Origin of the sequence: Hyphomonas sp., assembly GCF_013823385.1 — a bacterium.
In the GTDB taxonomy this organism is placed as follows: domain Bacteria; phylum Pseudomonadota; class Alphaproteobacteria; order Caulobacterales; family Hyphomonadaceae; genus Hyphomonas.
Genome location: NZ_PNMA01000012.1, coordinates 1 through 12,550 on the forward strand (window position 1 = coordinate 1; position 12,550 = coordinate 12,550).

Genomic DNA, 12,550 nt, shown 5'->3' on the forward strand with positions numbered 1-12,550 from the left:
GCGCCGCGAAGCCCTCTTCTGCCTGATCGAAGAAACGCGCCTCGCCCGCGCCGCCTCAAAATCGGACGGCGCCGACACCCCTTTCGTGCAATGGGCGCTGATGATGGAAGCCGCCCGGCGCCTTGCACTGGTGCTGAATCACCCCGAACAACACGCCCTGCGCCTTGCCCGCTTGCTCCGCAGGCGGAATGGCCGTGTCCTGAAGGATCTCCCTGTCCCCGGCCACATCATCCGCCGCCTGTCGCCCTGGACCGATGCGCTGCTGCTCCGCCTGGACGAAGAAGCCCGGCCTCAGGATTGGGCCGGGATAAACAGCGGCTAGGCCCCCCTCCGTCAGCCGGCTGACGCCGCCTGCCACCTCCCCCGCTTCGCAGGGGAGGATAAGGGCGCTGCAAGTAAGGCACAGTGAACCCTCGTCACCCTCGATGGCCAAAGGCCATCTGAGGGCCCAGCTCCTGCCGGTGACGCAGGCGCAAGGGAAAAGGCAAGGAGATGGGCCCTCAGATGCGCTCGCGCGCATCGAGGGTGACGAAAGAAGGGCAAAGATCAGGAAACCCTCAGCCGTTAAACCCCAGCACCGCCTCAATCACCCGGTCCTGATCCTCCACCCCCAGATAAGGATGCATCGGCAGGGCCAGCACATGCCGGCTCGCCGTTTCAGTGACCGGCAGAGTTCCCTCAGCCGGGGCAAAGCGGGCGGCGAAATCCTGTTGGTGGATCGGCACGGGATAGTAGACCATGCTCGGAATGCCCTTGGCGGTCAGATGCGCCTGCAGCCCGTCGCGGTTCTCGTGCTCGATCACATATTGCGCCCAAACGCTCTGCCCGCCCGCAATCACCTTCGGCACACGGCGCACCTTGCCCTCCAGCGCCTGCGTATAGCGGCGGGCAACAGCTTCGCGTTTCTCGATCTCATCGGCGAAGATCTTCAGCTTCTCCAGAAGGATCGCCGCCTGGATCGTATCCAGCCGCGAATTCATCCCCACCCGGAGGGAGAGATATTTCGGGTCATGATGAAAATTGCGTTGCGCCGCATCGGTCGGCGTCACCTTGCCATAGACCCGTAGCGACTCGATCAGTTCTGCGAGCGCGCTGTCATTGGTCACGATCGCCCCGCCATCGCCATAGCATCCAAGGGGCTTGGCCGGAAAGAAGCTCGTTGTGGCAATGTCGGCCCAGTCTGAAGGATGCCGGCCATTCAGCGTGCAGCCATAACCCTGCGCCGTATCGGAGATAAGCTTCATCCCTTCCCGGTCGCAGATCGCCTTGATCGCAGGGTAATCCGCTGGCTGACCAAAGAGGTCCACCGCAATCACCACCTTTGGCTTCAGCTTGCCTTCCGCCTTCACCCGCGCAATCTGCGCTTCAAGGCTTGCCGGGTCCATATTGTAGGTGTCGGCGTGGATATCCACGAACACCGGCGTTGCCCCCAGCCACGGAACCACCTGCGCCGTCGCCACGAAGGTAAAACTCGGGCAGAACACCGCGTCCCCCGGCTTCAGCGCCCACGCCATCAGGGCCAGCGCCAGCGCATCGGTGCCATTGGCGCAGCTCACCGCATGTTTCGCCCCGCACCAGGCCGCCAGCTGCTTCTCCAGCTCGCCGACCTCGGGCCCCAGAACATACCGCCCGCTTTCGATGACGGACTGAACGGCTGCATTGATCTGGGGTTCGATGCGGCGGCGCTGGGCCTGAAGGTCAATGAATTGCATGGGTCCGGTATCCTGATCTTGAGCCGGCAAGGGCTTGCCGGCGCTGTTTGGCGCGCCTCGCGCGCGCTTTCCAGTCACACTTGGTTTCAGCCTGTGTCAGGAAAACTCTACGCGTTCCTGCGAGAAATAGAACAGCGAGCGGGTCTCATCGTCGATCGTGGTGGCATCAACATGCAGCAGCTTGCGCATGGCATTCTTCCGGTCCTTGAGCGCATGATCGAAATCCGCCTCGATCAGCTTGTCCACGCCGAGCCGCGACATCGCATCGCGCACTTCCATGTAAAGCGTCAGCGATCCGCCGAGGAACATCGACTCATAGGCAATCTTGCTGGCAATCTTGTCATGGATATCGCCATAGCCAAACTGGCGTTCCATGACCGACTGGCGCTTGGTGATGAAGTCGATTTCCTGGCGATAATCCGGGTGCCGCAGGTAGATCGATTTCAGGCGCACCATCTCCGAGTCAATCGTCTCCTTCACCTCTTCGGGCAGGGCGTCGGAAAGGATGATGACGATGTCGACATCCGATCCCTTCACCATCTCGCCCGAAGCGGCATGTTCGCGCGGCTCATTATGTGCGAGGAAATAGGCAAGGTCGCCGGCGATGAAGGCGCAAAGCTGGCTGCGGGTTTCGCGGCTGAGCTTGAGGAACACCGCCTTCATGGCCGACTGGGCAAGCGCGATCTTCTCCCGGCTGATCTCGCGGTGCGTGTTCGAGAGAAATCCCTGCCGCTCGATCATCTGCTCGCGCTGGCCCGGCAGGCCGAACAGGGTAAAGGAGAGGAAGTCCCGCAGGATGGAGGGGCTGAGCCGCACCTGATCCTCACGCGTAATGTCATAGCGCAGATAATAGCTGGCGAAGTGAGAGATCAGGAAAGACTGGCTGCGGAAACAGGCCTGCCAGAGGGCGAGCACCGGAATATCCGGCATGGCAAAGGCGAGCTCCTTGCCGATCTGCGGCCCCTTTTCCGCGAGCCGCTCGAGGACGCGCGCCTCAATTTCACTGATCGATGCCACTGGCCCGCCTCTTCGCCTGATTCCCGAAGCGGCAGGTTATTCCACCGTCACCGATTTGGCGAGGTTGCGCGGCTGGTCAACATCCGTGCCCCGCGTCAGGGCGACATAATAAGCCAGCAGCTGCAACGGAATGGCCGAAAGGATGGGCAGCGAAATCTCGTCGCCGTCGGGCAGCTCGATCACATGATCGGCGCGTTTGCCCGCGGCCTTGATGCCGGCTGCGTCGGAGATCAGGATCACCTCGGCGCCGCGCGCGCGCACTTCCTCGACATTCGAGATGGTCTTCTCGAAAAGTTCGTCCTTCGGCGCCACAACGATTACCGGCAGGCCCTTCTCGATCAGCGCAATCGGCCCATGCTTCAATTCGCCGGCGGCATAGCCTTCGGCATGGATGTAGGACACTTCCTTGAGTTTCAGCGCGCCTTCCAGTGCGAGGGGATAATACCGGCCACGGCCGAGGAAGAGGATGTCGCGCTTGCCGGCAATGTGCTTGGCGATTTCCCGGACATGAGCCGCAGATTCCAGCGCCTGCGTCACCTTGCGCGGCAGGGCCAGCAGGCTACGGACGAATTTCACCTCATCACCCGGCAGCAGGTGTCCGCGCGCCTTGGCGGCCGACAGTGCCAGAATGGCGAGCACGGACAATTGCGCGGTGAAAGCCTTGGTCGAGGCAACACCGATTTCTGGCCCGGCATGGGTCGGCACGATGGAGGCGGCTTCCCGCGCAATCGAGCTTTCCGGCACGTTGACCACGGCAATCGCGGGCGTGCGGTTTTCGCGGCAATAGCGCAGCGCCGCCAGCGTATCGGCGGTCTCGCCAGACTGGCTGACGAAGATCGACAGGCCTTTGACCGGCAGCACCGGGCGGCGATAGCGGAACTCCGATGCGATGTCCGGCTCGAAGGCGAGGCGGGCAATCTGCTCGAACCAGTATTTCGCGGTGAAGGCGGAATAATAGGCCGTGCCGCAGGCAATCGCCACGGCGCGGTCGGCATCGGCAAACAGCGACCGGGCAGCTTCGGGTATACTGATGGTCTGATCGGCCTGGTTGATATAGGGCATGATCGACCGGGCGAGGGATTCAGACTGCTCGTGGATTTCCTTGAGCATGAAGTGATCATACTCGCCGCGCTCGATCAGCGCGTCATTAACCGCAGAGGTGACGCGCGGCCGGTTCACCCGCTCGCCGCGCACATTGCGGATGTCGAAGGCGTTGCGGCGCATCACCACCCAGTCACCCTCTTCAAGATAGGTGACCTCGCGCGTCAGCGGCGCCAACGCGATGGCGTCAGAGCCAAGATACATCTCGCCCTCGCCATAGCCGAGCACCAGCGGCGAGCCCTTGCGGGCGCCGATCACCAGCTCGGGGTCATTGGCGAAGATGGCGGCGATGGCGAAGGCGCCCTCGAAATGTTTCAGCGCCTCTTCAAAAGCGGCAACGGGGTCTTTTCCCTCGCCCATATAGGCGTCGATCAGCTGGGCGATCACTTCACTGTCGGTTTCCGATTCAAACGTGCGGCCGCGCTTCTCAAGGTCCTCGCGCAGTTCGCGATAATTCTCGATGATGCCGTTGTGAACGATGGCGACCGCGCCCGACTGGTGGGGGTGGGCGTTGGTCTCATTGGGCGCGCCATGCGTGGCCCAGCGGGTGTGGGCGATACCGGTAAGGCCCTTCAGCGGGCTTTCGGTGAGGCGCTCCTGCAGGTTGACGATCTTGCCCTTGGCGCGGCGGCGTTCGACCCCGCCCGCTGCGGCCACGGCCACCCCGGCGCTGTCATAGCCGCGATACTCAAGCCGCTTGAGGCCATCGACCAGACGGCCTGCCACTTCATCCTTGCCTGCAATCGCGACGATACCACACATGATCGGTACTCCGGTTCTCTGACCCAGCCTGCGCCCTGCAAATGCTCTGCCATAGGCTTGATCGTTTCCATAAACCTCGCGAGTCGGGCTGCACAATGACGATTTATGTGCATTTGTGACACCGATTGCGGCGGATTCGGGTCTGGCGCCCGGCCCGCTTTCGTTTAGCTTTACTGAAGGGTCAATGCGCAGCCGTCACAGAGCCTTCCTTCTCCCCACAAGGCCCGCTACGGAACGCGCAGAGTGCCAGAACAGGACCAGTAGCCTTGCCCAACCTGACCCATCTTGACCGGCTGGAAGCCGAAAGCCTGCACATCCTGCGGGAGGTGGCGGCCGAATGCGAAAAGCCCGTGATGCTCTATTCCATCGGCAAGGATTCGGCGGTGATGTTGCATCTGGCGATGAAGGCTTTCTATCCGGCCAAGCCCCCTTTCCCGCTGCTGCATGTCGATACCGGCTGGAAGTTCCGCGAGATGATCGCGTTCCGCGACCGCAAGGTGAAGGAGCTGGGCCTGGAGCTGCTAGTGCACACCAATGAAGACGGCGTGCGCGAAGGCGTCGGCCCGTTCAGCCATGGCTCGGCCTATCATACGGATGTGATGAAGACCGCCGCGCTGAAACAGGCGCTCGACAAGTATGGCTTCGATGCGGCCTTTGGCGGGGCGCGCCGCGACGAGGAAAAATCTCGCGCCAAGGAGCGCGTCATCTCGTTCCGCTCGGCCGGGCACCGCTGGGATCCCAAACGTCAGCGTCCGGAAATCTGGAACCTCTACAATACACGCATGCACAAAGGCGAAAGCCTGCGGGCCTTCCCGCTGTCCAACTGGACCGAGCTCGACATCTGGCAATACATCCGCCGCGAGAAGATCGAACTGGTGCCGCTCTATATGGCTGCGCCCCGCCCTGTGGTGACCTGGAACGACACGCTGATCATGCTGGATGACGACCGGGTGCCCGCCGAGATTGCCGCCAAAGCAGAAGTCAAATCCGTCCGTTTCCGGACGCTTGGCTGCTATCCGCTGACCGGCGCAGTGGAAAGCACCGCCCACACACTGGATGAGGTCATCCAGGAAATCCTTCTCACCACCACCTCCGAGCGCCAGGGCCGCGCCATCGACAAGGACCAGTCCGCCTCGATGGAGAAGAAGAAGCAGGAGGGCTATTTCTGATGCGCCTCAATGACGATCTCATCGCTTCGGATATCGGCGCCTATCTCGAGGCGCATGAAAACAAATCCCTGCTGCGCTTCATCACCTGCGGCTCGGTAGATGATGGCAAGTCCACGCTCATCGGACGGCTGCTCTACGATTCGAAGATGATCTTCGAGGATCAGCTCGCCGCGCTGGAAAACGATTCCAAAAAAGTCGGCACGCAAGGCGATAGCATCGATTTTGCCCTCCTCGTCGACGGCCTCGCCGCCGAGCGGGAACAGGGCATCACCATTGATGTCGCCTACCGTTTCTTTGCCACCCAGAAGCGCAAGTTCATCGTGGCCGACACGCCGGGACATGAACAGTATACGCGCAATATGGCGACCGGCGCCTCGACCGCCGACGCCGCCATCCTGATGATCGATGCGCGCAAGGGCGTGCTGACCCAGACGCGCCGCCACAGCTTTATCGCGAGCCTCCTCGGCATCCGCCATCTGGTGCTGGCCGTGAACAAGATGGACCTGGTCGGCTTCAATCAGGATATCTTCGACGACATCGTGGCCGACTATATGACCTTTGCCGAAGGACTGCCCGGAAAGGTCCGTATCCAGCCTATCCCTCTCTCGGCGCTGGCGGGTACCAACATGACCGAGCGCTCGCCCGAGACGCCCTGGTATGACGGCCCGAGCCTGATCGAATATCTCGAAACGGTCGAGATCGAGGACGAGCGCGCTGCCCGGCCATTCCGCCTTCCGGTTCAGTGGGTGAGCCGCCCCAATCTCGATTTCCGCGGATTTGCCGGCCAGGTCGCCAGCGGCAGCATCAGGCCGGGCGACAAGGTGCGCTCGCTCCCCTCAGGCCGCGAGACGACCATCACCCGTATCGTCACCGCCGGCGGCGACCTGGATGAAACCGTTTCCGGCCAGTCCGTCACGCTGACCTTCGCGGACGAAATCGACACCTCCCGCGGCGACATGATCGTCTCGGCCGATCAGCCTGCGGAGGTATCCGACCAGTTCCAGGTTCACCTCCTCTGGATGAACGAGCAACCCCTGCTGCCAGGCCGGCGCTACATCCTGAAGGCTGGCGCCAAGACGGTGACCGCCACGGTCAACGCGCCCAAGCATGGCATCGACGTCAACACGCTGGCGGAAACCTCTGCCCGCTCGGCGGAGCTCAACCAGATCGTCGTCACCACCCTGTCGCTGGACCAGCCGATCCCGTTTGATCCCTATAAGGACAACCGGGAAACTGGCGGGTTCATCCTGATCGACCGCCAGTCGAACGACACTGTCGCCCTTGGCCTGATCGACTTTGCCCTGCGCCGCGCGTCCAACATCCACTGGCAGGCCCTCGACATCAGCCGCGATGCCCTCGCCGAACAGAAGGGCCAGCGCCCGGCCGTGCTCTGGTTCACCGGGCTTTCTGGCTCAGGCAAATCGACCATCGCCAATGCGCTGCAGAAGCGCCTCTTCGCCTATGGCCGCCACACTTTCATTCTCGACGGCGACAATGTCCGCCACGGCCTTAACCGCGATCTCGGCTTCACCGATGCCGACCGGGTGGAGAATATCCGCCGCGTGGCCAATGTGGCCCGGCTGATGTCGGACGCGGGCCTGATCACGCTGGTCTCGTTCATCTCGCCCTTCCGGGCCGAGCGCCAGCTGGCGCGCAGCCTTATGCCGGAAGGCGAATTCATCGAAATCCATGTCGATACGCCGCTGGAGGTGGCCGAAAGCCGCGATGTCAAAGGCCTCTACAAGAAAGCCCGCGCCGGCGAGATCCGAAATTTTACGGGCATCGACAGCCCGTATGAGCCGCCGCTGAACCCGGAAATCCGCATCAGCACGGCAGACCGCTCCGCCGACGAGGCGGCCGAGGAAATATTCGTTTACCTCCAGAAAAAGGGCTTCCTCAGCATCTGGGAAGGCCCTGGCAGCGGCATTTGACGCCGATTTAACCTCAAAACGGCCCACAGTTTGCATATCCGGCGCCGATGGGCATTGTTGCCCACGGGCAGCCACTGATGCGAGCGAAGTATGAGTATCCATCCCGTGATCATGTGCGGCGGCGCCGGCACGCGGCTCTGGCCGGCCTCTGACAAGGCGCGTCCCAAGCAGTTTCACGGCCTCGTTTCAGACAAATCGGTGTTTCAGGAGACAGTCCTGCGCTTTCAGGCACCGGACTGCGCAGGCGCCTTCGCCGCGCCGATCATCATCAGCAACGCAGCCTATGCCGACCTGATCGAGGCGCAGCTGGCGGAAATCGGCGTGGAAGCCGCCGCCATCCTGCTGGAGCCGATGGGCAAGAATACTGCGGCGGTCGCAGCGATTGCCGCGCGCGTGATTGCAGACCGGTTTCCCGGTGGACTCGGCCTGCTTGTGCCGTCCGACCATTATATCGGGCGGCCCACGGTCTTCACCGATGCCATCCGCGAAGCCGCCGCCACCGCGCAGGCCGGTTACATCACCACCTTTGGCATTGCCGCCAGCCGGCCGGAAACCGGCTTTGGCTATATTCAGGCCGGTGCGCCGCTCTCCGGCCCGGTCTCGCGCGTTACCGCCTTCAAGGAAAAGCCCGATCACGCCACCGCCGCCAGCTATCTGGCCAGCGGGCAGTATAGCTGGAATGCTGGCATCTTCCTGTTCGATGCGGCCACGCTTCTGGCCGAACTGGAAGCGTTTGCCCCGGATATTCTGGAGGCTTCTTCACAGGCGCTGAGCGCTGCCCGCACGGACGGCACGCGGGTCTTTCTGGACCCGGACATTTTCGCCACCATCCGCAGCACGTCGATCGACTATGCGATCATGGAGCAGACCCGCCGCGCCGCCGTCTATGCCCCGCTGGAATGCGCCTGGAGCGATATCGGCACCTGGGCGATGATTGGCGATGTTTCCGGGCGGACAAATTCTCCCGAGCCGGTCAGCATCTCGGCGGGAGAATGCGTCGTTCATGCCGCAGACGGAATACTGGTTGCGCTGGTGGGCGTTGAAGACCTGGTTGTGGTTGCCGATGGCAAGCGCGTCCTCGTCGCCTCGAAGAACAGCGCGCAGGATGTGGGCAAGGTCGTTCAGGCCCTCAAGGATCGCGGGCTCGACAGCTATCTCTGACGCGGAGGTGCGCGGCTACTCGTTGCGGCGCTTGTAGCGCGGCGGGCCATCCGGGCCGACCTTGCCGGCATAGGGGTTCTTCCCCTGGCGCACGAACAGGCGGATCGGCACGCCGTGCATGTCGAACGCCTCGCGGATACCGTTCACCAGATAGCGCTTGTAGCCTTCCGGCATCTGATCCCCGCGCGAGGCAATCAGCACGAAGGTTGGCGGACGCGCCTTCATCTGCGCCATATAGCGCGGCTTGATCCGCTTGCCCTGCACGCTCGGCGGCGGGTGATGCTCGACCGTATGGCGCAGCCAGCGATTGAGGTCGCCGGTTTTGGCGCGCGCCGTCCAGTCCTTGTAGACCTTCACCACCGCCGGCATCAGCTTATCGATGTTCCGGCCCGTCAGGCCGGAGAGGAACACCACCGGCGCGCCGCCGGCATTCGGCATCAGCCGGTTGGCCATGTCGCGGATATGCCGCGCGGCAGCATCCGTATCCTGAACAGTATCCCATTTGGAGATGACGAGCACGAGCCCCCGCCCTTCGCGCAGGGCAAGATCGGCAATCTGCAGATCCTGCTTCTCCATCGCCTCATGCGCGTCCATCACGAGGGCGACAATGTCGGCATACTTCAGGGAGCGGATGGTCTCGGCGGTGGACATCCGCTCCAGCCGTTCCTGAACCTTGGATTTGCGGCGCAGGCCGGCGGTATCCACGAGACGGATCTGACGGCCTTCCCATTCCCAGTCGATGGTAATGGAATCGCGCGTGATGCCTGCTTCCGGCCCGGTCAGCAGACGGTCTGATTGCAGCAGCTGGTTGATCAGGGTGGACTTGCCCGCATTCGGGCGCCCGACGATGGCCAGGCGGATCGGCCGGTCTGCCTGAACCGGCGCAGCCGGGGCGTCCACATCGGCCGCCTCGATGGCCGCGACGAGTTCCTCGTCCGACATCGTCGTGTCTTCAATGTCGATATGGGCGAGCTTGTCGAGAATGTCGTCGCCCGCGCCGCCGGCATAATCAGGCTCGGCCTCTTCGAGGGCACGTTCGAAGGCTTCCGGGCCGAGGGCATTGCGGATCGCTTCGTAAAGCTCGGCCATGCCTTCGCCATGCTCGGCCGAGAGGCCGACCGGTTCGCCGAAACCGAGGCGGAACGCATCGAACACGCCTGCTTCCCCGGCGCGGCCTTCGGCCTTGTTGGCGGCCAGCACGACCGGAAGGTTTGCCTTGCGCAAGAGGGCGGCGAAGGTCTCGTCTTCCGGGGTCACCCCGACGCGGGCATCGACCAGGAAGAGGACAAGATCGGCCTCCGCGATGGCCGCTTCGGTCTGGGCGCGCATGCGCGCTTCCAGGCTGTCATCCTTCACATTCTCGAAACCGGCGGTGTCGATCAGCGACAGGGGCAGCGAGGCAAGCCGGCCTTCGGCCATCTTGCGGTCCCGGGTGACGCCGGGCTGGTCGTCCACAAGCGCGATCTTCTTCCCAACCAGACGGTTGAAAAGGGTCGATTTACCGACGTTTGGCCGGCCGACAATGGCGAGCTTCAATGGCAAGGCAGACGCCCTCCGCAGCGGCTATGAGCCGGAGGGTCGCCCCGGCCCGAATTATCTGATGGCGATCAGGCGTGCCTTATCCGTCAGGATGTAAAGCTTACCCTGAGCCGCGATGGGCTCAAGATACACCGTATCGCCAAGTTTCAGCGAAGCGGTCTGCTGCCCGGTCTGCGTGGAGAATGCAAGCAGTTCCCCCTCTGAAGAGGCCACCAGGACCCGGTCAGACGCGATAATCGGGGAAGAATAGCTGATCCGGTTCTTCTTTTTCTTCTCATTCTTGAACTGCGGCAGCTCCGTCACCCAGAAAGCATCGCCATTCTGGGCGTCGAGGCAGGCGAGTTCGCCATTGATGCCAACCACGAACAGATAGCGGCCGGCCAGGGCAGGCGCGCGAGTGGAGCCGATGGTCTTGCCCCAGACGCGGGTGCCGGTGCGGCCATCAATGGCCACCGTGGCGCCCGACTGGTTGGACGCAAACACCAGACCGGAGCCGAGGATCGGGCGCGAGCCGATATCGTTGATCTCCGAAATGGGCGTGAAACCGCCGGCCTGCTGGATCGCATCGGTCCATAGACGGCGGCCATTGGCGGCCAGATAGGCAATGATCTCACCCGAAGAGAAAGGCGCAATCACGAACTCTTCGACCGCGGCTACGCTCGGGCTGCCCAGCACGCGGGCGGTTTCGGAGATGGCCTGATCGCTCCACAGCGTCTGGCCGGTGGCCAGATCAAGGGCGAATATCTCATTATTGTTGGAATTGATGAATACGCGCCCATCGGCAATCGTCGGCGAACCGGTCATCGGCACGCCGAGCGGGCGCTTCCATTTTTCGGCGCCATTGGCCGCGTTCAGAGCGGCGACATAGCCATAGCCGCTGGCGACGACCAGCGTATCGCCGGTAACTGCCAGGCCGCCGCCGACGGCGGCCTTGTCACGGCGGGAGAGCCCTTTCAGCCGTTCCGACCACACAGCGCCGCCATCCGACAGGCGCAGGGCGCGCACGGTCTGCTGGGAATCGAGCACATAGATGAGGGTGCCATCGGTGACCGGGGCGGAGGTCAGGGCGGAGCGCTTGTTGGAGCCCTTGCCGACGGAGCGCCGCCAGTCGATCTTCAGATCCGGCGCGGCCTGGATGTGGCCGGTGACCTTGGCCGGGTTGCCGCCCGCTTCGGGCCAGGCATTGACCGAGACGGCTGGCGGCAGGTCGATGGCCACGCCGGCGAGGCCGGGCTCGGGCGTTACCCGCTCATCATCCAGCACCATCGCCAGACGGCCGGCTCTCTCTTCAGCGGTCTGCTCCGCCTTCTTGTTGTTGCCAAAGCTCGGCAGGCTGCTGCAGCTCGACAGGGCGAGCGCGGCTGCCAGTGTCGTGCTGACAAGAATGGTGCGGGCAAACTTCATTGGCCGGTCTCCTGCGGCTCGGCCGGTGCCGCCTCGGCGGGCGCGGCCTCTGTTGCTTCTTCAGTTCCGGTCTGAACCGGGATCGCCGCCAGGGCGATCTCGGCCCGCCGGACCAGCCCCTGCGGCGCATAAGCGTCGAGGCGCAGCCGGTTATATTCGGTACGGGCGCGGGCAAAATCGCCCGCTTCATAGGCCTTGGCCGCCACCAGCTCCCGGGCGAGCGCGCCGACCGTGCTGTCATCGGTGACGAGGCTGCCAAGGGTGGTCTCAAGGTCTGCGAGGCTCAGCTCGTCTGCCTTGAAGTAGGCCGACTTCAGGAGGGCAAGGCGCTCATACGGGCCGCCTTCGACCCCGCCGACCGAGGCGAGCAGCTCAGCCGCGCCGGCGGCATCGCCGCCGCCTTCATATTTGGTCTGGGCAAGGAAATGGGCGGCCAGCGGGGCGAGCTTGGCATCCTCGTTCATGATCCTGGTGAAGGCTTCCTCAGCCTCGGCATAGCGGGCGTCTTCCAGCGCGCGGATGCCGTTTTCCAGCGCCAGGGCGCGGGCTTCGCGCCGGGCTTCGGCCTGCGGGGCCAGCACAAACTCATTGACGGCGACGCCGATGATCAGGGCCGCCACGCCGCCATAAACGAAGGGCCGCCATTTCTTCCAAAGGGTTCCCAGCTTTTCCTGGCGAATGCCTTCGTCAACTTCAGTGAAAATGTCGCTCACGCTGGGGCTCCGGCGGGGGTTTGGGGACTCGGGCGCGAACC

At 63.3% G+C, this 12,550-nt stretch carries 9 protein-coding genes and 1 pseudogene; 4 read left to right on the plus strand and 6 right to left on the minus strand.

Going from position 1 to position 12,550, the window contains the following annotated elements:
• A pseudogene (locus tag C0456_RS08905) lies at positions 1-322 on the plus strand (hypothetical protein); the annotation flags it as partial.
• A 235-nt stretch (positions 323-557) separates the two neighbouring features.
• Here the strand turns inward: C0456_RS08905 and C0456_RS08910 are convergent.
• From C0456_RS08910 to glmS, 3 genes are all read right to left on the minus strand, one after another.
• Complete coding sequence (locus C0456_RS08910; protein WP_291050697.1) at positions 558-1,712, minus strand: DegT/DnrJ/EryC1/StrS aminotransferase family protein; 1,155 nt, start codon at positions 1,710-1,712, stop codon at positions 558-560.
• Positions 1,713-1,808: 96 nt separating this feature from the next.
• Positions 1,809-2,729 (minus strand): hypothetical protein, encoded by a 921-nt coding sequence (locus C0456_RS08915; RefSeq protein WP_291050700.1) that lies wholly within the window; start codon positions 2,727-2,729, stop codon positions 1,809-1,811.
• Between the two features lie 36 nt (positions 2,730-2,765).
• Entirely contained in the window at positions 2,766-4,592 is a 1,827-nt protein-coding gene (glmS, locus tag C0456_RS08920) for a glutamine--fructose-6-phosphate transaminase (isomerizing) (protein ID WP_291050703.1), read from the minus strand.
• Between the two features lie 266 nt (positions 4,593-4,858).
• On the opposite strand from glmS, the gene cysD reads away from it, so the two are divergent.
• The 3 genes from cysD to C0456_RS08935 all read left to right on the plus strand — a co-directional run bounded on the left by cysD (position 4,859) and on the right by C0456_RS08935 (position 8,853).
• A complete protein-coding gene (gene cysD / locus C0456_RS08925; RefSeq protein WP_291050706.1) occupies positions 4,859-5,761 on the plus strand; it encodes a sulfate adenylyltransferase subunit CysD in 903 nt (300 codons plus the stop codon).
• Entirely contained in the window at positions 5,761-7,692 is a 1,932-nt protein-coding gene (cysN, locus tag C0456_RS08930) for a sulfate adenylyltransferase subunit CysN (RefSeq protein WP_291050709.1), read from the plus strand. Before cysD ends, cysN begins: the two co-directional genes overlap by 1 nt.
• Before the next feature lie 90 nt (positions 7,693-7,782).
• On the plus strand, positions 7,783-8,853 hold the full coding sequence (locus C0456_RS08935; RefSeq protein ID WP_291050712.1) for a mannose-1-phosphate guanylyltransferase: 1,071 nt from the start codon (positions 7,783-7,785) through the stop codon (positions 8,851-8,853).
• A gap of 15 nt (positions 8,854-8,868) precedes the next feature.
• Here C0456_RS08935 and der read toward each other — a convergent pair whose 3' ends face one another.
• From der to C0456_RS08950, 3 genes are read right to left on the minus strand one after another with little or no spacing between them, the layout of a single operon-like run.
• Positions 8,869-10,395 (minus strand): ribosome biogenesis GTPase Der, encoded by a 1,527-nt coding sequence (gene der, locus C0456_RS08940; RefSeq protein ID WP_291050714.1) that lies wholly within the window; start codon positions 10,393-10,395, stop codon positions 8,869-8,871.
• A gap of 51 nt (positions 10,396-10,446) precedes the next feature.
• Complete coding sequence (locus tag C0456_RS08945) at positions 10,447-11,796, minus strand: PQQ-binding-like beta-propeller repeat protein (protein ID WP_291050716.1); 1,350 nt, start codon at positions 11,794-11,796, stop codon at positions 10,447-10,449.
• Complete coding sequence (locus C0456_RS08950; RefSeq protein WP_291050719.1) at positions 11,793-12,509, minus strand: hypothetical protein; 717 nt, start codon at positions 12,507-12,509, stop codon at positions 11,793-11,795. The genes C0456_RS08945 and C0456_RS08950 overlap by 4 nt, the downstream gene beginning before the upstream one ends.
• Between the last annotated feature and the right edge of the window lie 41 nt (positions 12,510-12,550).